This window comes from Streptomyces sp. NPDC107562 (assembly GCF_055657325.1).
This window is the reverse complement of the sequence record NZ_JBVKBE010000007.1, coordinates 160,330-181,320: the sequence shown is the minus strand read 5'-3', so window position 1 is coordinate 181,320 and position 20,991 is coordinate 160,330. Positions and strand designations below refer to the sequence as shown.

General features: G+C 71.8%; 23 protein-coding genes. 10 read left to right on the top strand and 13 right to left on the bottom strand.

All coding sequences use genetic code 11. The annotated features are described in order from the left end of the window. Positions 1 to 4: 4 nt before the first annotated feature. Genes ACZ7LV_RS21145 through ACZ7LV_RS21135 form a run of 3 tightly spaced genes read right to left on the bottom strand, consistent with a single transcriptional unit; the run spans position 5 to position 4,070 of the window. The gene (locus ACZ7LV_RS21145) at positions 5 to 1,603 is read right to left on the bottom strand and encodes an acyl-CoA carboxylase subunit beta (RefSeq protein ID WP_471941239.1); all 1,599 of its coding nucleotides are present in this window, start codon (positions 1,601 to 1,603) and stop codon (positions 5 to 7) included. Beyond that, on the bottom strand, positions 1,600 to 3,279 hold the full coding sequence (locus ACZ7LV_RS21140) for an acyclic terpene utilization AtuA family protein (RefSeq protein ID WP_471941237.1): 1,680 nt from the start codon (positions 3,277 to 3,279) through the stop codon (positions 1,600 to 1,602). Before ACZ7LV_RS21140 ends, ACZ7LV_RS21145 begins: the two co-directional genes overlap by 4 nt. Beyond that, entirely contained in the window at positions 3,276 to 4,070 is a 795-nt protein-coding gene (locus tag ACZ7LV_RS21135) for a TIGR03084 family metal-binding protein (protein ID WP_471941236.1), read from the bottom strand. The genes ACZ7LV_RS21140 and ACZ7LV_RS21135 overlap by 4 nt, the downstream gene beginning before the upstream one ends. A 156-nt stretch (positions 4,071 to 4,226) precedes the next feature. Between ACZ7LV_RS21135 and ACZ7LV_RS21130 the strand changes: the two genes are divergently transcribed. Then, entirely contained in the window at positions 4,227 to 5,054 is an 828-nt protein-coding gene (locus tag ACZ7LV_RS21130) for a helix-turn-helix domain-containing protein (protein WP_471941234.1), read from the top strand. Continuing rightward, positions 4,996 to 5,286 (top strand): DUF397 domain-containing protein, encoded by a 291-nt coding sequence (locus ACZ7LV_RS21125; protein ID WP_471941233.1) that lies wholly within the window; start codon positions 4,996 to 4,998, stop codon positions 5,284 to 5,286. The genes ACZ7LV_RS21130 and ACZ7LV_RS21125 overlap by 59 nt, the downstream gene beginning before the upstream one ends. Here the strand turns inward: ACZ7LV_RS21125 and ACZ7LV_RS21120 are convergent. Further along, complete coding sequence (locus tag ACZ7LV_RS21120; protein WP_471941231.1) at positions 5,267 to 5,584, bottom strand: hypothetical protein; 318 nt, start codon at positions 5,582 to 5,584, stop codon at positions 5,267 to 5,269. The two genes, ACZ7LV_RS21125 and ACZ7LV_RS21120, sit on opposite strands and share 20 nt — an antisense overlap. 25 nt (positions 5,585 to 5,609) lie before the next feature. Beyond that, complete coding sequence (locus tag ACZ7LV_RS21115; RefSeq protein WP_471941229.1) at positions 5,610 to 6,581, bottom strand: EamA family transporter; 972 nt, start codon at positions 6,579 to 6,581, stop codon at positions 5,610 to 5,612. A gap of 202 nt (positions 6,582 to 6,783) precedes the next feature. Here ACZ7LV_RS21115 and serC point away from each other — a divergent pair, with 202 nt between their 5' ends. Next, positions 6,784 to 7,902 carry a phosphoserine transaminase gene (gene serC, locus ACZ7LV_RS21110; protein WP_471941228.1) on the top strand — a complete coding sequence of 373 codons (1,119 nt, stop codon included), beginning with the start codon at positions 6,784 to 6,786 and terminating at the stop codon, positions 7,900 to 7,902. A gap of 73 nt (positions 7,903 to 7,975) precedes the next feature. Here serC and ACZ7LV_RS21105 read toward each other — a convergent pair whose 3' ends face one another. Both ACZ7LV_RS21105 and ACZ7LV_RS21100 read right to left on the bottom strand, forming a co-directional pair. After that, a complete protein-coding gene (locus ACZ7LV_RS21105; RefSeq protein ID WP_471941226.1) occupies positions 7,976 to 8,797 on the bottom strand; it encodes an ABC transporter permease in 822 nt (273 codons plus the stop codon). After that, positions 8,794 to 9,759 carry an ATP-binding cassette domain-containing protein gene (locus ACZ7LV_RS21100; RefSeq protein WP_471941225.1) on the bottom strand — a complete coding sequence of 322 codons (966 nt, stop codon included), beginning with the start codon at positions 9,757 to 9,759 and terminating at the stop codon, positions 8,794 to 8,796. Before ACZ7LV_RS21100 ends, ACZ7LV_RS21105 begins: the two co-directional genes overlap by 4 nt. Positions 9,760 to 9,849: 90 nt before the next feature. Between ACZ7LV_RS21100 and ACZ7LV_RS21095 the strand changes: the two genes are divergently transcribed. After that, the gene (locus ACZ7LV_RS21095) at positions 9,850 to 10,650 is read left to right on the top strand and encodes a TetR/AcrR family transcriptional regulator (RefSeq protein WP_471941224.1); all 801 of its coding nucleotides are present in this window, start codon (positions 9,850 to 9,852) and stop codon (positions 10,648 to 10,650) included. Positions 10,651 to 11,279: 629 nt separating this feature from the next. Here the strand turns inward: ACZ7LV_RS21095 and ACZ7LV_RS21090 are convergent. Continuing rightward, a complete protein-coding gene (locus ACZ7LV_RS21090; protein ID WP_471941223.1) occupies positions 11,280 to 12,263 on the bottom strand; it encodes a WD40 repeat domain-containing protein in 984 nt (327 codons plus the stop codon). Positions 12,264 to 12,351: 88 nt separating this feature from the next. Between ACZ7LV_RS21090 and ACZ7LV_RS21085 the strand changes: the two genes are divergently transcribed. After that, positions 12,352 to 13,026, top strand: a complete 675-nt coding sequence (locus ACZ7LV_RS21085; protein ID WP_471941222.1) for an SGNH/GDSL hydrolase family protein — start codon at positions 12,352 to 12,354, stop codon at positions 13,024 to 13,026. On the opposite strand, the gene ACZ7LV_RS21080 is transcribed toward ACZ7LV_RS21085, so the two are convergent. Then, positions 13,014 to 13,769, bottom strand: coding sequence for an aminoglycoside adenylyltransferase family protein (locus tag ACZ7LV_RS21080; RefSeq protein ID WP_471941221.1), 756 nt, complete (start codon positions 13,767 to 13,769; stop codon positions 13,014 to 13,016). The genes ACZ7LV_RS21085 and ACZ7LV_RS21080 overlap by 13 nt on opposite strands. 59 nt (positions 13,770 to 13,828) lie before the next feature. Between ACZ7LV_RS21080 and ACZ7LV_RS21075 the strand changes: the two genes are divergently transcribed. Together ACZ7LV_RS21075 and ACZ7LV_RS21070 are read left to right on the top strand one after the other, a co-directional pair. Next, positions 13,829 to 14,146, top strand: a complete 318-nt coding sequence (locus ACZ7LV_RS21075; protein ID WP_471941220.1) for a hypothetical protein — start codon at positions 13,829 to 13,831, stop codon at positions 14,144 to 14,146. 45 nt (positions 14,147 to 14,191) lie between these two features. Then, positions 14,192 to 15,187 carry an aldo/keto reductase gene (locus ACZ7LV_RS21070; RefSeq protein WP_471941219.1) on the top strand — a complete coding sequence of 332 codons (996 nt, stop codon included), beginning with the start codon at positions 14,192 to 14,194 and terminating at the stop codon, positions 15,185 to 15,187. A gap of 209 nt (positions 15,188 to 15,396) precedes the next feature. On the opposite strand, the gene thpR is transcribed toward ACZ7LV_RS21070, so the two are convergent. Beyond that, the gene (gene thpR / locus ACZ7LV_RS21065; protein ID WP_471941218.1) at positions 15,397 to 15,969 is read right to left on the bottom strand and encodes an RNA 2',3'-cyclic phosphodiesterase; all 573 of its coding nucleotides are present in this window, start codon (positions 15,967 to 15,969) and stop codon (positions 15,397 to 15,399) included. Between the two features lie 112 nt (positions 15,970 to 16,081). On the opposite strand from thpR, the gene ACZ7LV_RS21060 reads away from it, so the two are divergent. After that, positions 16,082 to 16,669 carry a Uma2 family endonuclease gene (locus ACZ7LV_RS21060; protein ID WP_471941217.1) on the top strand — a complete coding sequence of 196 codons (588 nt, stop codon included), beginning with the start codon at positions 16,082 to 16,084 and terminating at the stop codon, positions 16,667 to 16,669. Between the two features lie 20 nt (positions 16,670 to 16,689). Here ACZ7LV_RS21060 and ACZ7LV_RS21055 read toward each other — a convergent pair whose 3' ends face one another. Then, positions 16,690 to 18,096 carry an MFS transporter gene (locus ACZ7LV_RS21055; protein WP_471941216.1) on the bottom strand — a complete coding sequence of 469 codons (1,407 nt, stop codon included), beginning with the start codon at positions 18,094 to 18,096 and terminating at the stop codon, positions 16,690 to 16,692. Between the two features lie 27 nt (positions 18,097 to 18,123). Beyond that, entirely contained in the window at positions 18,124 to 18,561 is a 438-nt protein-coding gene (locus ACZ7LV_RS21050) for a MarR family winged helix-turn-helix transcriptional regulator (protein WP_471941214.1), read from the bottom strand. Between the two features lie 148 nt (positions 18,562 to 18,709). Between ACZ7LV_RS21050 and ACZ7LV_RS21045 the strand changes: the two genes are divergently transcribed. Then, positions 18,710 to 18,898 carry a ribbon-helix-helix protein, CopG family gene (locus ACZ7LV_RS21045; protein WP_471941485.1) on the top strand — a complete coding sequence of 63 codons (189 nt, stop codon included), beginning with the start codon at positions 18,710 to 18,712 and terminating at the stop codon, positions 18,896 to 18,898. Here ACZ7LV_RS21045 and ACZ7LV_RS21040 read toward each other — a convergent pair. After that, positions 18,891 to 20,342 carry an NCS2 family permease gene (locus ACZ7LV_RS21040; RefSeq protein ID WP_471941213.1) on the bottom strand — a complete coding sequence of 484 codons (1,452 nt, stop codon included), beginning with the start codon at positions 20,340 to 20,342 and terminating at the stop codon, positions 18,891 to 18,893. The two genes, ACZ7LV_RS21045 and ACZ7LV_RS21040, sit on opposite strands and share 8 nt — an antisense overlap. A gap of 163 nt (positions 20,343 to 20,505) precedes the next feature. On the opposite strand from ACZ7LV_RS21040, the gene ACZ7LV_RS21035 reads away from it, so the two are divergent. Further along, a complete protein-coding gene (locus ACZ7LV_RS21035) occupies positions 20,506 to 20,796 on the top strand; it encodes a DUF2530 domain-containing protein (RefSeq protein ID WP_471941212.1) in 291 nt (96 codons plus the stop codon). The last annotated feature ends 195 nt before the right edge of the window (positions 20,797 to 20,991 follow it).

Here is a 20,991-nt window from a genome sequence, read left to right as displayed (position 1 = left end):
GGCCTCACATCCGGAAGACGCCGAAGCCGCCGCGCACGCCCTCGTAGGGGGCGGTGTGGATCGCGGACAGGCACAGGCCGAGGACGGTTCGGGTGTCGCGCGGGTCGATGACGCCGTCGTCGTACAGGCGCCCGGAGAGGAACTTCGGCAGGGACTCGGACTCGATCTGCTGCTCGACCATGGCGCGCAGGGCGGCGTCCGCCTCGTCGTCGTAGGGCTGGCCCTTCGCGGCGGCGGACTGGCGGGCGACGATGGACAGCACGCCCGCGAGCTGCTGCGGGCCCATGACGGCGGACTTGGCGCTGGGCCAGGCGAACAGGAAGCGCGGGTCGTAGGCGCGCCCGCACATGCCGTAGTGCCCGGCGCCGTAGGAGGCGCCCATCAGGACGGAGAGGTGGGGCACCTTGGAGTTGCTCACCGCGTTGATCATCATCGCGCCGTGCTTGATGATGCCGCCCTGCTCGTACTCCCGGCCGACCATGTAGCCGGTGGTGTTGTGCAGGAAGAGCAGGGGGATGTCGCGCTGGTTGGCGAGCTGGATGAACTGGGCGGCCTTCTGCGACTCCTCGCTGAACAGCACCCCCTGCGCGTTGGCGAGGATGCCGACCAGGTAGCCGTGCAGGGTCGCCCAGCCGGTGGCCAGACTGGTCCCGTACAGCGGCTTGAACTCGTCGAAGTCGGAGGCGTCGACGATCCGGGCGACGACCTCACGCGGGTCGAAGGGCACCTTCAGGTCGCCCGGGACGATGCCGAGCAGCTCGTCCTGGTCGTACTTGGGCGGCTCGGCCGGGCCCGGAGTCCCGTACGCCTTGCGGTGGTTGAGGCGGGCGACGACGCGCCGTGCCTGCCGGAGCGCGTCGGGTTCGTCCACGGCGAAGTAGTCGGCGAGGCCGGAGACACGCGCGTGCATGTCCGCGCCGCCCAGGGACTCGTCGTCGCTCTCCTCACCGGTCGCCATCTTCACCAGGGGCGGGCCGCCGAGGAACACCTTGGCGCGCTCCTTGACCATGATGACGTGGTCGGACATGCCGGGGATGTACGCGCCACCGGCCGTGGAGTTGCCGAAGACGACGGCGACGGTCGGGATGCCGGCCGCCGAAAGCCGCGTGAGGTCCCGGAAGATGGCCCCGCCGGGGATGAAGATCTCCTTCTGGGAGGGCAGATCGGCGCCCCCCGACTCCACCAGGCTGATGCAGGGCAGGCGGTTGGCGAGGGCGATGTCGTTGGCGCGCAGGGCCTTCCGCAGGCTCCACGGGTTGCTCGCGCCGCCCCGCACTGTCGGGTCGTTGGCGGTGATCAGGCACTCGACGCCCTCGACGACGCCGATGCCGGTGACGAGCGAGGCGCCGACGGTGTGGTCGCTGCCCCAGGCGGCGAGCGGGGACAGCTCCAGGAACGGCGTGTCGGGGTCGAGGAGCAGTTCGATGCGCTCGCGGGCGAGGAGCTTGCCGCGCGCCCGGTGCCGGGCGACGTACTTCTCGCCGCCGCCCGCGAGGGCCTTGGCGTGCTCGGCGTCGAGGTCGGCGAGCTTGGCGAGCATCGCCTCGCGGTTCGCCCCGTACTCGGGGCTCGTGGTGTCGAGGGCGGAGGACAGGACGGTCACAGGAGGGCCTCCGGGATGTCCAGGTGGCGGGAGCGCAGCCATTCGCCGAGGGCCTTGGCCTGCGGGTCGAAACGTGCCTGCGCGGCGACGCCCTCGCCGAGGATGCCCTCGACGACGAAGTTGAGGGCGCGCAGGTGGGGCAGGACGTGGCGGGCGACGGGCAGCGGACGGGTCTCGGGGAGCAGTTCCTGGAAGCGCCCGGCGGTCAGCTCGTGGGCCAGCCACCGCCAGGCCTCGTCGGTACGGGCCCACACGCCGACGTTGGCGTTCCCGCCCTTGTCGCCGCTGCGGGCGCCGGCGACGAGACCGAGGGGGGCGCGACGGGTGGGGCCGGCCGGGAGGGGCGCGGGCAGCGGAGGGTCCTCGACCGGTTCCGGTACGAGGGTGTCCCGCGGCGGGTCCACGGGGACACGGCGTCCGTCGTGCAGGACCGCGGTGTGCGGGACGTCGCCCTGGGGGACGTACACGTCCTCGAAGACCCCGTAGGGCGCGCCCTTTCCGGGGGGCGCGAGCACATGGAAGCCGGGATAGCTGGCGAGGGCCAGTTCGACGGCGGCGGCGCCGAGGGCCCGGCCGACGGCGGTCTGGTCCTGGTCGCGCACGACGAGCCGGAGCAGGGCGCTGGCCGTCTCCTCGGTGCCGGCGTCGGGCCGGTCGGTCCGCACGAGGTCCCAACGGATCTCTTCCGGCGGTGACTTGGTCAGGGCATCCGTCATCTGCTGCCGCACGAGGGCGGCCTTGGCCTCGATGTCGAGGCCGGTCAGCACGAAGGTGACCTCGTTGCGGAAGCCGCCGAGGCGGTTGAGGCCGACCTTGAGGGTCGGAGGCGGCGCCTCACCGCGGACGCCCTCGATCCGGACGCGGTCGGGGGCCTCCTGGGTGAGGCGGACGGTGTCGAGGCGGGCGGTGACGTCGGGGCCGGGGTAGCGGGCGGCGCCGGTCTCGTAGAGGAGCTGCGCGGTGACCGTGCCGACGTCGACGAAGCCGCCGGTGCCGGGGTGCTTGGTGATGACGGCGGTGCCGTCGGCGTGGATCTCGGCGAGGGGGAAGCCGGGGCGGCGCAGGTCGCTCTGCCGTTCACCGAAGAAGGCGTAGTTGCCGCCGGTTGCCTGGGTGCCGCACTCCAGGACGTGACCGACGACGACGGCGCCCGCGAGCCGGTCGTGGTCGCCGGGCCCCCAGCCGAAGTGCGCGGCAGCCGGGCCTGTCACCAGGGCCGCGTCGGTCACCCGGCCGGTGACGACGACGTCGGCGCCCTCCCTCAGACAGGCGGCGATACCGAAGCCGCCGAGGTAGGCGTGGGCGGCCAGCGCACCCGGGTGGGCGGCGGTGAGGTCGTCGCCCTCGACGTGCGCGACCCGCACGGGTATGCCGAGGCGGTCGGCCAGGCGCCGCACGGCGTCCGCGAGCCCGGCCGGGTTGAGGCCACCGGCGTTGGTGACGATCCGCACGCCCCGGTCGTGGGCGAGTCCGAGGCACTCCTCCAGCTGGCGCAGAAAGGTGCGGGCGTACCCGGCGGAGGGGTCCTTCAGCCGGTCGCGGGCCAGGATGAGCATGGTCAGCTCGGCGAGGTAGTCGCCGGTGAGGACGTCGAGTTCGCCGCCGGTGAGCATCTCGCGCAGGGCGTCGAAGCGGTCTCCGTAGAAGCCGGACGCGTTGCCGATGCGCAAGGTCACCGGGCGTCCCCCTTCGGCGGACGGCCGTCGCCGGGCGGGCCCGCGAAGGCCTGGGCGATGTCCAGCCAGCGGTCGGCGTCCGCGCCCTCGGCGCGCACGTCCAGGTCGTCGCGGTGGGCGCGCTGGGTGACCAGGAGCGCGAAGTCGTACGCGGTTCCGGTGACGCGCTGGGCGGCGCCCTCGGGGCCGAACGTCAACACCGCACGTGAGGGGGCGACCAGCTCGACCCGGAACTCCTCGCCGGGCGCGGGCAGGCCGTTCGCAGCGAAGGCGAAGTCGCGGGCGCGGACGCCGATACGGACGACGTGCCTCAGCCGGTCCGTGGGGGTGCGCTCGACGCCCAGGGCGTCGGCGATGTCCTGGCCGTGGGCCCAGGTCTCCATGATCCGTCCGGTGGCCATGGAGGCGGCGGACATCGGCGGGCCGTACCAGGGGAAGCGCGCGCCGGGCGGGGCCGCGCGCAGCGCCGCGTCGAGGGCGGCACGCCCGTGCCGCCAGCTCGCCAGCAGCTCGGCGGGTGGCAGCCGCGCCCCTTCGTCGGCGCCGTCGTCCACGAACGACTCCGGCGCGGCGAGGGCCTTCTCGACGAGGTTCCGGAACGCGTCCTCGTCGGTGACGGCGAGCAGGGCGGAGCGGTCGGTCCAGGCGAGGTGCGCGATCTGGTGGGCGACGGTCCAGCGGGGCGCGGGGGTGGGGAGCGTCCAGCGCTCGGGTTCCAAGTCGGCGACGACTCGGTCGAGTTCGTCGCTCTCCGCACGCAGGTCGTCGAAGACGGGGGTGGGGTCGGCCATGGGCAGGAGCGTGGCAGCGGCGCCGGAACAAATCAAGCATGCTTGCATGATTTTGTTTCACCGAACCCCGATGCCGGTACGTGTCGACATGGCTACTCTCAGCTATGGGAGGTGGTCGGCTTGCGGAGTCGCGAACTGGACGCGGGTGCGTCGCCGTTGGACTACTACGGCTACGAGCTGCGCCGTTGCCGGGAGGCGGCGGGACTGACGCTGGCACAGCTCGGGTCGGTCGTGTTCTGCACGGGATCACTGATCGGCCAGATCGAGACGGCGGCGAGGGTCCCCCAACGGGACTTCTCGGAACGGGTGGACGCGGCGCTGGGGACGGACGGGTTGTTCTCACGGCTGGTGGGGTTGGTGCTGCGCAGCCAGTTGCCGGGGTGGTTCCAGCCGTATGCGGAGCTGGAGGGGAGGGCTACATATATCTCGACGTACCAATCCCAGGTGGTGTACGGGCTACTGCAGACGCAGGAGTACGCGCGAGCGGTGCTGGGCGCGCCCCAGCCGGCGAACCTGGACGAGTTGGTCGCGGCTCGCATGGAACGGCAACGCGTCCTCCGGAAGGAGAGGTCGCCCCTGGTGTGGGTCGTCCTGGACGAAGCGGTGCTGAACCGGCCCATGGGCGGCCGGAAGGTGATGCGGAACCAACTCGCGCACCTGCTGAGCTTTCGTGCCCAACGACGCCTGAAGGTGCAGGTACTGCCCTCCTCGGCGGGGGAACACCCCGGGTTGCCGGGCGCCTTCAATCTTCTGCGCTTCGGTGACGACCCGGACATTGTGTACACCGAGGACTTCATCCAAGGCCACATGACAGCCAATCCGGACGCTGTCAGCGAGGGTTGGCTCCATTACGATCAGCTGCGAGCTACCGCGCTCTCGGTACGGGACTCGGCAGATCTGATCGCCCACGTGATGGAGGAGCGCTATGGAGACCAGCCAGCAGCTGAGCAGCGCCACGTGGCGGAAGTCAAGCTACAGCAGTAGCAGCGGAGGTGACTGCATCGAGTGCGCCTCTCTGGCTCAGGCCACCTGGCGCAAGTCCTCCCACAGCGGCAGCAGCGGCGGCGAGTGTGTCGAGGTCGCCGACCTGGCCGCTCACATAGCCATCCGCGACTCCAAGAACCCCACCCACGGCACCCTCACCCTCACCGCGGGCGCATTCACCGCCTTCGTGGCGGCGGCGTCGCGTGGGGACCTCACGGCCGGGCGGCGGTAACGGCGGCGGCGGCCCGGTAGATCGCCGCCGCAACGGCCAGGTGCTCGCGGGCCCCGTCCAACGACTCGGCGAGCCGCGCCAAGGACTCGGCCCGGTGGTACTCCTCGGCCGTCCGGGGTCGGCGTTCGATCTCGATCAGCGTCGCCCAGTGGCGAAGGAAGGCGTTCACGGCGGCCCGTGTACCGTGCCGCACCGCTTCCGTGAGGCCACGGTCGTACGCGGGCAGGAGCTGCGGGGCCACCACGGCGCACGCCGCGCGCAGGGCGTCCGGCGTCCGCTCCGCGACTCCAGCCCCCAAGCTCCCCGGCGCGCCGCCCCGATCCTCAGGAAGGCGTCGCCGTGACCGGACGCTTGCGGCGGCCCACCTGGGTCCGTACCGCGCCCATGCTCGCCGCGATGACCAGGGCGATGGCCGCGGCCTCCATGGCGGTCAGGGCCTGGTCCAGGACCAGGAAGCCTGCCGTCGCGGCGATGGCGGGCTCCAGGCTCATGAGGATGGCGAACGTGGGGGCGGGCAGGCGGCGCAGTGCGAGGAGTTCGAGGGTGTAGGGCAGGACGGAGGACAGCAGCGCGACGGCCGCGCCGAGCGCGAGGATCTCCGGGTCCAGCAGCTTCGTGCCCGACTCCGCGACGCCCAGCGGCAGGAACAGCACCGCCGCCACCACCATGGCCAGCGCCAGCCCGTCGGCCTGCGGGAAGCGGCGGCCGGTACGCGCGCTGAAGAGGATGTACGCCGCCCACATCGCGCCGGCCCCGAGCGCGAAGGCCGCGCCGACCGGGTCGAGGCTGTCGAAGGTGCCGCCGCCCAGCAGGAAGACGCCGGCCAGGGCGAGGCCCGCCCAGACGAAATTGACGGCGCGCCGGGAGGCGATGACGGACAGGGCGAGCGGGCCGAGCACCTCCAGGGTGACCGCCGGGCCCAGCGGGATGCGGTCCACGGCCTGGTAGAAGAGGCCGTTCATCGCGCCCATGGTGATGCCGAAGACGAGGACGGTTCCCCAGTCGGTGCGGGAGTGCCCGCGCAGCCGTGGCCGGCACACCAGCATCAGCACGATCGCGGCCACCGCCAGTCGCAGGCTCACGATGCCCAGCGCGCCGGCCCGCGGCATCAGACTGACCGCGAGGGCGCCGCCGAACTGCACCGACAGGCCGCCCGCCAGCACCAGCCCGACCGGGCCGAGGGAGCCGCCGAAGCGGCCGCCCTGACGTCCCTGGACCGGCGAGGGCGCGCCCGTCACGGTCGGCGCGGACGGGGTCGTCGCCGGGGACGAGGGGGCGGCGCTGGGCGTGCTCACGAGGGCCTTCCAAAGGACGCGGGACGAAGACGGGGAACGTTCACCTCGCTGTACTGACCAGTCCAGGGTAATGGACTCGGTCAGGCGTGTGAACTCGGTTTGCCACTGACCACTGTGCCCTCCCCGGCCGCCCGGGCGAAACGCCGTCTCATCCGACGGACGACGCTTCGACCAGCTTTCCCCCAGCGGCTAGTCTCCCCTCGTGGCTGAGATCCGGATTCCCTCTGACATCAAGCCCGCGGACGGTCGTTTCGGCGCGGGTCCCTCCAAGGTGCGGACGGAGGCGCTGGACGCCCTCGCCGCGACCGGCACGTCCCTCCTGGGCACCTCCCACCGACAGGCCCCGGTCAAGAACCTGGTCGGCGCGGTACGCGAGGGCATCCGAGAGCTGTTCCAGCTCCCCGACGGCTACGAGGTGATCCTCGGCAACGGCGGCTCGACCGCGTTCTGGGACATCGCGACGCACGGCCTGATCGAGAGCAAGTCGCAGCACCTGTCCTTCGGCGAGTTCAGCTCGAAGTTCGCCAAGGCCGCCAAGCTCGCCCCGTGGCTCGCCGAGCCCGACGTCATCACCGCCGACCCGGGCACGCACCCCGAGCCCGAGGCCGCCGCGGGCGTGGACGTCTACGCGTTCACCCACAACGAGACCTCGACCGGTGTCGCCATGCCCATCAGGCGGGTGGCCGGCGCCGACGAGGGCGCGCTGGTCCTCGTGGACGCGACGAGCGGCGCCGGCGGTCTGCCGGTCGACATCTCCGAGACGGACGTCTACTACTTCGCCCCGCAGAAGTCCTTCGCCTCCGACGGCGGCCTGTGGATCGGCGTCTTCTCCCCCGCCGCGATCGAGCGCGCCGAGCGCGTCCACGCGTCCGGGCGGCACGTGCCGGAGTTCTTCAGCCTGCCGACGGCGATCGACAACTCCCGCAAGAACCAGACGTACAACACGCCGGCACTGGCCACCCTGTTCCTGCTGAAGGAGCAGCTGGAGTGGCTGAACGGCCAGGGCGGTCTGGACTGGGCGGTGCGGCGTACGGCGACGTCCGCGCGCACGCTGTACGGCTGGGCCGAGGACATCAAGTACGCCAACCCGTTCGTCGCCGACCCGGCCAAGCGCTCGCAGGTCATCGGCACGATCGACTTCACCGACGAGGTGGACGCCGCGGCCGTCGCCAAGGTGCTGCGCGCCAACGGCATCGTCGACACCGAGCCGTACCGCAAGCTCGGCCGCAACCAGCTCCGGGTCGCGATGTTCCCGGCGATCGACCCGGCGGACGTCGAGGCGCTGACGAAGTGCGTCGACCACGTGATCGACCGGCTGTAGCCCCTCGATCAGAACAAGACGGAGGAAGGGCCCGGAGCGTCGGTCGCTCCGGGCCCTTCCCGTGCCCGACGGCCTACCGGCTGAGCTTCTGGAAGCGGTGCACCGCGAGCGGCAGGAAGATCAGGGTCAGCACCGCCGGCCACACCCCCGCCATCAGCAGCGCGTGCTGCTCGACCCAGGAGCCGCCCCCGCCGACCGGCGTCCCGAACAGCTCACGGGTCGCCGCGGCCGTGGAGGAGATGGGGTTCCACGCGGCCACCCAGCCCAGCCAGTCCGGCATCAGCTGCGGGGCGACGAAGATGCTGGAGATCATCGTCAGCGGGAAGGCCACCGCGAACAGCCCGCCCGCCGCCTCCGGGTTGGGCACGATCAGGCCGAGCCACACGCCGATCCAGATCAGTGCGAACCGCAGCCACAGCAGCAGCCCGAACGCGGCGAGGAAGCCCAGGCCGCCGTCCGGCCGCCAGCCCATGGCGAACGCGGTCAGCATCATGATGGCCAATTCCGCGCAGGCCACCAGCAGATCGGTCACCCCGCGCCCGGCGACCACCGCGGAGGAGGCCATCGGCATGGAGCGGAACCGGTCGATGACGCCCTTGGTGGAGTCGTACACCACGACCGTGGCGGTGTTGATGAAGCCGAACGCCATCGTCATCACGAACATGCCCGGCATCAGGAAGTCCTTGTAGTCCCCGCCGCCGGGCACCTTCATGGCGCTGCCGAAGACATAGCCGTACAGCAGGACCGACAGGATCGGGAAGCCCAGCTGCCAGGCGATGTTGACGGGCTGGCGCCGGTAGTGCGTCAGGCCGCGGCGGACGATGTTCCAGCAGTCGGCGAGCAGCCAGTACGTCCGTCCGCGGGCGGCCGGGCCGGCCAGTTCGACGGCGCTCATGCGGCGGGCTCCTTCGCTTCCGTGCGGTGTCCGGTCAGGCGCAGGAACACGTCGTCGAGGCTCGGCCTGCGCAGCCCGATGTCCTCGACCCGGACGCCCTCGTCCTGGAGGGTGCGGGCGACCTCCGTCAGCGCGGTCACCCGGTCGGTGACGGCGGCGTGCACCCGCAACTCGGCCTCGTCCGTCTCCGGTTCGCCTTCGGAGACCCGGGCGACCACCTTCACCGCCCGCGCGATGTCCGACCGCTCGGCGACCACGACCTCGATCCGGTCGCCGCCGATCAGGTTCTTCAGGCCGTCCGGGGTGTCGTCGGCGATGGCGCGCCCTTGGTCGATGACGGTGACGCGGGAGGCCAGCTTGTCGGCCTCCTCCAGGTACTGGGTGGTGAGCAGCACGGTCGTGCCGCCCGCGACCAGCTCCCGGACCGACTCCCAGACCTCGCCGCGGCTGCGCGGGTCGAGGCCCGTCGTCGGCTCGTCGAGGAAGAGGACCGCGGGGGCCAGGATCATCGACGCGGCGAGGTCGAGGCGGCGCCGCATGCCGCCGCTGTAGTCGCCCACGCCCTTGTCGCCGGCGTCGGTCAGGTCGAACTGCTCCAGCAGCTCGGCGGCGCGCAGTTTCGCCCGCTTGCCGCCCAGATGGAACAGCCGGCCGAACATCTCCAGGTTCTGCCGGCCGGTGAGCACCTCGTCCACCGCCGCGTACTGCCCGGTGAGCCCGATCCGGGCCCGCACCTCGCGCGCCTGGCGGGCCACGTCCAGGCCGGCCACCGTGGCCCGTCCGCCGTCCAGCCGCAGCAGCGTGGACAGGATGCGGACGGCGGTGGTCTTGCCGGCGCCGTTCGGGCCGAGCAGGCCGTGCACGCTGCCCTCACGCACGGTCAGGTCGAAGCCGTCCAGGGCGCGTTTCTCGCCGTAGCGCTTCTCCAGGCCCTCGGCCCGTACGGCGTATCCGTCGGTCATGGGTCCCCCTTCTCCTCTTAACTGGGTACAGCGTACCCGATTACGCGTACGTCGTACTCAGTTTTCTCTCCGGCGCCTAGACTGAGCCGTATGACGAGCGGCAAGGGCGGCACCGAGACCAGCGGCAGCGGCGACATCCAGCGGACCCTGGAACTGCTGTGGGACACCGGCCGGCGGCCCAGTCGCGGACCCAAGCCGGGCCTGACGCTCGACCGGATCGTGGAAGCCGCCGTCCGGGTCGCGGACGCGGAGGGGCTGGACGCGGTGTCGATGCGGCGTGTCGCCGCCGAGCTGGGCACCGGCGCGATGTCGCTGTACCGCTACGTCCCCGGCAAGGGGGAGCTGCTCGACCTGATGCTGGACCGCGTACAGCGCCCGTCCGACGACCCGGCCGGTCTCGGCGACGGCGGCTGGCGCGGCGCCCTGGAGGCGCTGGGCCGCGCCACGCTCGACCTCTACCGCCGCCACCCCTGGCTGCTCCAGGTCAACCAGTCCCGCCCGATCCTCGGCCCCGCCGCCATCGAGGGCATGGAGAAGGTCCTCACCCGGATCCGCCCGATGGGCCTCGCCGACCGCGAGCTGGTCTCGGCGATCGTCCTCGTCGACTCCTACGTCGTCGGCGCCGCCCGCACCCAGGTGCACCACGAGGAGGCGGAGCACCGGACGGGCCTGACCGACACCGAGTTCTGGGAGGCGCAGGTGCCTGTCCTGGAGAAGGTCATGGCCAGCGGCCGCTACCCGGTCATGGCCTCCCTGGACGAGAACACCTGGGGCCCCGACTTCGACCACTTCGAGTTCGGCCTCCAACGCATCCTGGACGGCCTGGAAACCCTGGTAACCGCACGCCGGACCACCCCGGCCCCGCCGGGCTCAGCAACGCCGGGGAGCTGAACCGCCTCGCCGGACGGGCGACCACGACAGGGCGCGTCGCGACGGGCTCATGAGCCTCGGCAGGCTGAGCCGCCTCGGCGGAACGCGGCGACCACGACAGGCGCAGCGGACACGGCCATCGCGTCGCCCTCGACGGCCGTAGGGGCTCGGCCGGGCCCTACAAACCCGACGGCTCGGCAGCTCGGCGGCTCGGCGGCTCGGCGGCTCGGCGGCTCGGCGGCTAAGGCCTCAACGCGCGGCGACCGCGACGGCCTCGGTGAACGCCAAGGACACAGCGGGCGCGACACGCGCAGCGCCCTCGCCGGGCATCACCGGCCCGCTGGGCACGACGGACGCAGCAGCCCCGGCGCTTACGCGGGACAGCCCCGCCGCAGCAGCCGCCGGCGGGCTACAGGACACAGCGGGCGGAACGCGCTGAGCGTCCTCGGCGGGCCAGGTCGCATCGGCGGGCATCACCGTCGGGCACGACGGACTCAGCGGCCTCGACGAGCTGAGTCGCGCCGGGGGGCTGGGTGGCCTCCGGGGGGGACCACCGGCTCGGCGCGCACAGACTCAGCGGCCCCGGCCGCGCGACGGGCTCGGCGAGTGCATGGGGCTCGACAGCCCCGCCTCAGCTGCCCCCGGCGGGGCTAGCGGCGGCGGCGTAGGCGGCTCAGGGCGAGGATCAGGGCGCCGGCGACGGCCACGGCGACGGCCCCGCCGCCGACCGAGATGCCGCCGTCCTCGCTGTCGCCGGCGGCCGAACCGCCGCCCTGGGACGGGGACTTGCCGGATCCGTCCGCCGAGGAGCCGCCGGGGGCGTCCAGTGGCTCCACCGAACTGCCGGCGCCCTCGTTGCCGAACATCACCTTCGTCCCGTCGGCCGTGTACGTCACCGACTCGCCCTGCCCCAGCGACGGCACGCCGAGCCGCCCGGTGCGCTTGATGCGCCCGTCGTTCCAGTCGTAGGCGAGCGAGCCGAAGTAGCTGCGCACGACGAGCCGTTCGCCGTCCGGGGAGAGCGCCGCGTCGGTGGCCTCCAGATCGGGGACGGCGGCGACGGGCTCGAAGACGTTCGTGCCGGACGAGGACAGCCGCGCCGGGCCCTCGTACAGGTGCCCGCCGGCCTCGTTCTTGTCGATGATGTAGACCCGCCCCGTCTTCGGGTGGACCACGAGCGACTCGGCGTCCCGCGCCCCGTCGGCGTACTTGACGACGTACTGCGTGGCCCGCAGGGTCTGGTCCTTCAGCTCCTCGGGCTCGGGGAGCCGGTAGATCCAGACGTGGTCCCAGGTGCCGCCGAGGTTGTCGCCGATGTCGCCCACGTAGATCTGGTCGTCGGGCCCGATGGAGACGGCCTCGACGTCACGGGGGCGGCCGACGCCGGTCAGGGTGAGGGTGGCGACGGTCTCGCCGGTCGCGCTGTCCACGGCGTACAGATAGGCGCCGTCGTCGCTGTCGTTGTGGGTCCAGTAGATCCCGGGGTGCTGCCGGGAGGCGGCGAGGCCGCTGGACTCGGTGATGCGCGGGTCCTTGATCGTGAACCCCTCGTCGCCGTCGGCTGCGGAGGCGGTCGGCACGGTGAGCGCGCCCGCGAGGAGGGCAGCGGCGAGGAGTGCGAGGGAGCGGCGCATGCCCCCAAGACTGCCATCCCGTCAGGCTTTTCACCGGGGTGGTGGGCCTCACACCCCGCCCGCGGCGCCGATCGACCATCATGAGCGGATGCTCAGGTTCATGCCGGTAGGCGACTCCATGACCATCGGCAGCGCGGGCGAACACACCTGGCGCTACCGGATGTGGCGGCACCTGTGCGAGACGTACGACGGACCCTTCACGCTCGTCGGCCCGCGCGAGACCCTGTACGACAAGACGGCCGAGGCGCCCGGCTCCTACGCCTACGCGGAGCCCGACTTCCCCCGCGCCCACCTGGCCGGCTGGGGCGAGGGCTGGCTGCACATGGCCCCGCTGATCGGCCCGGCGGTGCGCGAGTGCCGCGCGGACGTGCTGCTGGTCTCGCTGGGCCTGATCGACCTGGGCTTCTACACGAACGCCGAGCAGACGGCCGAGAACGTGCGCGCCTTCGTCGCCGCCGCGCGCGAGGCCACCCCGCACGTCCGCATCGTCGCGCTCCCGGTGATCCCGAACGTGCGCTGCACGTCGGACGCCCCCTTCGCCGAGCAGGTGGCCGCCTTCAACGAACTCCTCGCGAAGGCGGTCGCCGACCTGGACGAGCCCCGCTCGCCGCTGCTGCTGGCCACACCGCCGGCGTCGTACGACATCCACACCGACACCTATGACGGCACCCACCCGAACGCGAGCGGCGAGCACAAGATCGCCCAGGCGTTCGCGGAGGCGCTGCATCAGGGCTGGGGGCTGGGCGCCGCCTACCCGGGCTGATCGGCGACGGCGCGCAGCCCGCGCACGAGCGCGTCGGCGCACGCCCGCGCGGCGGCGCCCGACGGGGCCGCGCCCGTCTCCTGGCCCAGATAGCCGGCCCGCGCCCACGCCAGGGAGGGGCGGTGTCCGGGCGCGAGGCGTTCCAGGGCCCAGTCGGCGGCCGCGTCCTTCGAGCGGATGGCCCCGGTCGCGAGCGTGACCCAGATCCGGGCGAGGGTCAGCAGGACGTTACGGGTGTCCGGGCCCAGGTCGGCCAGCAGCTCCGGGACGCCCTCGACGATCGCCCGCCGCAGGTCCGCGTGCGGGACGGGAGCCAGCAGGGCGGCGGGCGGGGGCCCGTGAAGGGGCGTGTCGCCCTCCCGCACCATGGTGATCAGCGGCGCCAGGTCGGGCATCGGTGCGGGCCCGGGCACCACGCCGCGCTCGTACTCGGCCCGCAGCCATTCGCCGTACAGGAACTCGCAGTCCGGCGGGTACCGCCACGGGCTGACCGTGTCGTGGCGTACGACGGTCAACTCCACCGGACGGCCCGCCGCCCCGCCGGACACCTTGAGCAACTCCCGCACCAGTTCCGCGCGTTGGGCATAGCTCGTCGGCCCGTCCACGACGGCGAGCACATCGAGGTCGCTGTGCGGACGAAGGCCCGCGAGGACGGCCGAACCGTGCAGGTAGACGCCGAGGACACGGTCGCCGAGGGTGCGGCGCAGCAGGAGTACCAGGGTGTCGATCTGGCCGGTCGGCATGTCGGTGTCCCTCCGTCCACGGCCTCGCGGCCGGTCGTCCCGGGTACGCTTCCCTCCTCATGAGCGCGATACGACTGTGGAGAGGCGTCCGCCGGGCGGACGGACCGCTCGCGGTCACCGTCGGGGTGGTGAACCCGCTGGTGTGCTGCGGGCTCCTCCTGATGGTGATCGGCGGCGTCCTGGGGGCCGAGGTGACCACCGGCGAGCAGGAGAACGCGGCCGAAGGGCTCGCCCTCCAGCTCTTCGTCTACTGGCTTGCGGGCGGCATGCTGCTGTTCGCCGCGCTCGCCCTGTGGCGCACCCTGCTCACCCATCTCGCCACGCTGGTGCTCACACCGACCGTCGTACTCGGCCTCGCGGTGCTCGTCTCGCGCTGAACGGTGCTTGCCTGGAGCGCACTTCAAGCCGTTGGCTTGGACACCATGAAGTACACGCAGCTCGGACGCACCGGACTCAAGGTCAGCCGCCTCGTCCTCGGCACGATGAACTTCGGCCCGCAGACGGACGAGGCCGACAGTCACGCGATCATGGACGCGGCGCTGGACGCGGGAATCAACTTCTTCGACACCGCCAACGTCTACGGCTGGGGCGAGAACAAGGGCCGTACCGAACGCATCATCGGCGACTGGTTCGCCAAGGGGGGCGACCGGCGGGACAAGGTCGTCCTCGCCACCAAGGTGTACGGCAACATGGCGGGCGACGGCTCCCCCGCCTGGCCCAACCACGACAAGCTCTCCGCGCTGAACATCCGCCGCGCGGTGGACGCCAGCCTCCAGCGGCTCCAGACCGACCACATCGACCTCTACCAGTTCCACCACATCGACCGGGACACGCCGTTCGACGAGATCTGGCAGGCGATCGACGTCCTGGTGCAGCAGGGCAAGATCCTGTACGCCGGGTCCAGCAACTTCCCCGGCTACAAGATCGCCCAGGCCAACGAGACCGCCGCCCGTCGCGGCGGCACCATCGGCCTCGTCAGCGAGCAGTGCCTCTACAACCTCGCCGAGCGCCGTGCCGAGATGGAGGTCATCCCGGCCGCGCAGGACTACGGCCTCGGCGTCATCCCGTGGTCGCCGCTGCACGGCGGGCTGCTCGGCGGTGTGCTCAAGAAGGAGGTCGAGGGCCGCCGCCGCGCCACCGGGCGGGCCGCCGACACCCTGGCCGACCCGGCGGGACGCGCACAGATCCAGGCCTACGAGGACCTCCTCGACAAGCACGGCCTGGAGCCCGGCGAGGCCGCCCTGGCCTGGCTGCTCACCCGTCCCGGCGTGACCGGCCCGATCGTCGGCCCGCGCACCGCCGAGCAGCTGGAATCCGCACTGCGGGCCGTCGAGCTGGACCTGTCCGACGAACTCCTGACCGCCCTGGACGACATCTTCCCGGGCCCGGGCCCGTCCCCGGAGTCCTTCGCCTGGTAACCACCGCCCGGCCAACGCCCAAGGGGCGCGGGGAACTGCGCGACCAGCCACCGACGGCCTCACACCCGCCGAACCACCCGCAGCCCCCGCCCCCGGGCGCCCTCAGTCGACGGCTACCTGACCGCCGAGGCCAGGGCAACCACCACGAACATGAGTACAAGCGCACCGGCCATGATCCGGTTCCGGGTTTTCGGGTCCACGTACCGAGACTAACCGGCCCCGCCGAGCCGCCGGCGGGCGACCGCCTCGTAGCGCGGCTGCTCCCCCGGAACCCCGGACGTCGGCAGATCGCTCCGCACCAGCGCGAGCTCGTCCACGGTCCAGGTACGGCCGGTGAACCCGGCCAGCGCGTCGACGTACGGCCGTACGTCCCGCGCGTCGCGGCTACGGGCCAGCGTCAGATGGGCCCTGTACCGCCGGTGCTCCCCCATCTCCACCCCCGCCTTGCGCGCCGCCGCCTCCGCCCGCTCCGCCAGCAGCCGCAGCGTCGCGAGGTCCCCCTCCGCCCCGGCCCACAGCGCCCGCCCCTGCCCGAACTGCCCACCACCCCGCACGGCCAGCGGAAACGCCGCCGTCCGCCGCGCGGCCCGCCCCAGCCGCTCCGTCAGTTCCGGCACCAGGTCCTCGTGGACCTCTCCGTAGAACGCGAGCGTGAAGTGCCACCCGGCCCGCTCGGTCCAGCGCAGCCCGTCCGCACCGGGCAGCCCCTTCAGAGTTCTCACCTCCGAGGCCAGTTCCTCGGCGACGTCCTCGGGCGGCAGCAGAGCGGCGAAGAGTCTCATGAGGCCAGTGTGCGGGTACGCCTCCCACGTCCGGACGTGACCCGGTCACCGTGCGTATCGTTGTACCGCGCGGCTGCGCTCGGGTGAGCGGCAGCCGGGGAGGAGCGCCACGATGACCGTCCTTGAAGACAGGATCGAGATGGCCCGAAGCAGCGGCGAACTCACGCTCGACATGATGTTCGAGTGGCTGGAGAGGATGCCCGTCCCCGAGGGATACAAGGTCGAGATCGTCGAGGGGAACATCTTCATGGCGCCGCAGCGTGACACGCACTGGGAGATCATCCTGGACCTCGTCGAGCAACTGCGCACCAGGTATCCGCGCAAGCGCGTGAAGTCCGATGTCCGGATCGACTACCCGGGCCACCTCAACGGCTTCGCCTCCGACGTGACGGTGATGGCCGAGGACGCCGAGAAGCAACCCGGCGGACTCTGGCGCCACCAGGACGTCGAGTTCGTCGCCGAGGTGATCTCCAAGAAGACCGCCGCCAACGACTACGGCCCCAAGAAGGACGCGTACGCGGCCGCCGAGGTCCCGGTGTACCTCGTCGTCGATCCGTACACCGGCCGCTGGCACCTCTACACCCAGCCCAAGGACGGGGAGTACCGGGGCGAGCTCGGCTTCGACTTCGGTGACGAGATCGACCTGACCGGCACGGTGGTCGACCTCGTCCTCAAGACCGACGAGTTCCCCCGCGACTGACCACGCCCCCTTTCGCCGGATCACGCCACCGCCGCCAGTTCCTCCTTCACCTCCCGGGGGACGAACCGGACCCTCGGGTGGCCCTGATGCCAGCCCAACGACAGTCGCAGACCGCCGACGCGGGCCAGGATCAGGCCGATGGCCGTGGCGGCCAGGGCCGCGACCGCGCCGCCGGTCGCGAGGCCGACGCGGGCGCCGTAGGTGTCCGTGATCCAGCCGACGATCGGTGCGCCGACCGGGGAGCCGCCCAGGAAGACCATCATGTAGAGGGCCATGACACGACCCCGCATCGCCGGGTCGGTGGCCATCTGGATGCCGGTGTTGGCGGTGACGTTGACCGTCATCCCGAAGACGCCGAGCGGGATCATCAGCAGGGCGAACAGCCACAGCGACGGGGTCGCGGCGGCCACCATCTCGACGGTGCCGAAGACCAGCGCCGCCGCGGCCAGCAGCCGCATCCGGGCCGTGCCCCGGCGCGCGGCGAGCAGTGCGCCGGTCACCGAGCCGACCGCCATCAGCGTGTTGAAGAGGCTGTAGGTGCCCGCCCCGGCGTGGAAGACGTCGTCGGCGAAGGCCGAGAGATAGACGGGGAAGTTGAAGGCGAACGTCCCTATGAAGCCGACCAGGACGATCGGCCAGATCAGCTCCGGGCGCCCCGCGACGTAACGCAGGCCCTCCCGCAGCTGCCCCTTGCCGCGCGGGGCGCGCCGCACGGGGTGCAGTTCCCGCCCGCGCATCAGCAGCAGGCCGACGAGCGGGGCGACGTAGGACAGGCCGTTGAAGAGGAACGCCCAGCCCGTGCCGACGCCGGTGATCAGCACGCCGGCCACGGCGGGGCCGACCATGCGGGCGGACTGGAAGTTCGCGGAGTTCAGGCTGACGGCGTTCTGGAGCTGGTCGGGGCCGACCATCTCGCTCACGAAGGACTGGCGGGCCGGGTTGTCGAGGACCGTGGCGAGGCCGACCGCGAAGGCGGCGACGTACACGTGCCAGACCTCCACATGGCCGGTCAGCGTCAGCGCGGCGAGGGCCAGGCCCGTGAGCGCCATCGCCGTCTGGGTGACCATCAGGGTGGGGCGCTTGGGGAGGCGGTCGACCAGGACGCCGCCGTAGAGGCCGAAGAACAGCATCGGCAGGAACTGGAGCGCCGTCGTGAAGCCGACGGCCGTCGCGGAGCCGGTGAGGCTGAGGACCAGCCAGTCCTGTGCGATGCGCTGCATCCAGGTGCCGGTGTTGGAGACCACCTGGCCGAGGAAGAAGAGACGGTAGTTCCGGATCTTCAGCGAGCTGAACATCGAGGACTTACGGGTGCCCTCGGCCGCGAGGTCCGGCGGATCGGGGACGGGCCGAGGGACTGGCTGAGGAACGGGCTGGGGGTCGTGGGTGGTCGGTGCGGGGGCGGAATCTGCTCCGGATCCCGTACTCAAAAGGGTTCGCCTCCTCCGGCGGTGCGGTCACAGATGCGCGAGCTTCTCCAGCACGGGGGCGGCGGCGCGCAGTTTGGCCCACTCGTCCTCGTCGAGGTCCTCGACCAGCGAGGCCAGGAACGCGTTCCGCTTGCGGCGGCTCTCTTCGAGCATCACCTTGGCGCGCTCCGTCTGCGTGACGACCTTCTGGCGCCGGTCCTCGGGGTGCGGCTCCAGCCGCACCAGCCCCTTGGCCTCCAGCAGAGCCACGATGCGTGTCATGGACGGCGGCTGCACGTGCTCCTTCCGGGCGAGCTCGCCCGGGGTGGCGGTGCCGCAGCGCGCCAGGGTGCCCAGGACCGACATCTCGGTCGGGCTCAGCGACTCGTCGACCCGCTGGTGCTTGAGCCGACGGGACAGTCGCATCACGGCGGATCGCAGGGAGTTCACGGCGGCAGCGTCGTCGCCATGGGTAAGGTCCGGCATGTTCTTTAGCTTAACTCATTACCCTCGCTAAGGAACACCTGGGACACACCTGGATGCCCGTGAGACGCCTCACGAAACCCCAGCTTCACCCATACGAGTGATCCGGCCGCGGAACGTGACACGCCGCCCGGCGGCGCCCCCGACCCTCATCCCCATGGGGACCAGTGTGCTCAGCCTGCGAATAGACGGTGACCTGCTCGAACGCCTGCGACACCGGGCGGCGCAACGCGGAATGAGCGTCCAGGACTATGTCGTCCGGACGCTCGTCCGCGAGGACTTCGACGAGCGGTTCCAGGCCGCCGTCGAGGAGACGGAGCGGTTCTACGGGGTCACGTGAGACCCAGTGCCGGCATCAGGTAGTAGAAGGCGAAGACCGCCGACACCACGTACATCGCCGCCGGGACCTCCCGGCCCCGGCCCGCCGCGAGCCGCAGCACCACGAAGGTGATGAAGCCCATCCCGATGCCGTTGGTGATCGAGTAGGTGAACGGCATCATCAGCATCGTCACGAAGGCCGGGATGGCGATCGTGTAGTCCGCCCAGTCGATCTCCCGGATGGATCCGGCCATGATCAGGAAGCCGACCGCGAGCAGCGCGGGCGTGGCCGCCTGGGACGGCACCATCGTGGCGACCGGCGTCAGGAAGAGCGCGACGGCGAACAGCGCACCCGTGACGACGTTCGCGAAACCGGTACGGGCCCCTTCGCCGACGCCCGCCGTGGACTCCACGAAGCAGGTGGTGGCCGAGGAGGAGCTGGCGCCGCCGGCGGCGACGGCGATGCCGTCGACGAAGAGCACCTTGTTGATGCCGGGCATCTGGCCCTCGGCGTCGGTCAGCTTGGCCTCGTCGCTGACGCCCATGATCGTGCCCATCGCGTCGAAGAAGCACGACAGCAGGACCGTGAAGACGAACAGGATGCCGGTCAGCACCCCGACCTTGGCGAAGCCGCCGAACAGGCTGACCTGGCCGAGCAGACCGAAGTCGGGGGTGGCCACCGGGTTGCCGGGCCACGTGGGCGTGGTCAGGCCCCAGGACGGGACGTCGGCGATCGCGTTGATGATCACGGCGAGTACGGTCATCGCCACGATCGAGATCAGGATCGCGCCGGAGACCTTGCGCACGATCAGCGCCAGCGTCAGCAGCACGCCGAGCACGAAGATCAGCACCGGCCAGCCGTTGAGGTGACCGGTGGCGCCGAGCTGGAGCGGGACGGTGGTCTGGGCGGCGTCCGGGATACGGGCGACGAAGCCGGCGTCCACGAGACCGATCAGCATGATGAACAGGCCGATACCGATGGCGATGGCCTTGCGCAGGCCGTAGGGCACGGCGTTCATCACGCGCTCGCGCAGACCGGTGGCGACCAGCAGCATCACCACGAAGCCGGCCAGCACCACCATGCCCATGGCGTCCGGCCAGGACATCCGGGGGGCGAGCTGGAGGGCGACGACCGAGTTCACCCCGAGACCGGCGGCGAGCGCGATCGGCACGTTGCCGATGACACCCATCAGCAGGGTGGTGAAGGCGGCCGTCACCGCCGTGGCGGTGACCAGCTGACCGTTGTCGAGCTGGTTGCCGTACATGTCCTTCGCGCTGCCGAGGATGATCGGGTTCAGCACGATGATGTAGGCCATCGCGAAGAAGGTGGCGAAACCGCCCCGGACCTCGCGGGAGAGCGAGCTGCCGCGTTCCGAGATCTTGAAGTAGCGGTCGAGGGCGCCGTACGCGGGCGCGCCGCCCGGCTGCTCGGGCGCGGGAGCCTTGGGGGAGGCCGAGGTGGGCATTGATACTTTCCTACGAGCAGAACCGGTCAAAGGTAAACGGTTTCAGTATGAACATATGAGGGTCGAAGTTCCATCTCCGCGCGTAGACCCGTGTGCCGTCCCCGGCCGGCCGCACCGCCCCCGCGCCGACCGGACCCGCCCGACGGCCTCGTAAGCTGTGTCCATGGCGAAGTGGACCCCCAAGCACGAGGCGCCGGAGCCCCTGGAGGGCCCCGTGGTCGGCACCATCATCGGCGGCACGATCGTCTGGTTCGCCCTCTTCCTCGTCCAGCTGCCCTTCTACGGCTGGTTCGACGAGCACGGCCACACCTGGTGGCTGTGGACCTGCCTGGCCGGCGGCGGCCTGGGCTTCATCGGCATCTGGTACGTGCGCCGGCGCGACGCCGCCATCAAGCAGGCGCGGTCCGCGCGGGCGACGACCGCCGGCCCCTCGCCCGCGGCCCCGGCGGACTGAGCCCGCGCGAGCGGCCCGGCGCTCCCCCCGGTCGTCGCGACGTCCACCTCGTGCCAGGCTGAAACGGCAGGCGGAGAACGGCGGGCGGAACGGCGGGGCCCGGACGACGGGCCGCGACGGCGGGGCCGAACCGGCAGCCGCCGAGCGTCACGGCGGCGACGCCCGGCCGTGGCCGACCCGGTGAGGAGCAGCGCC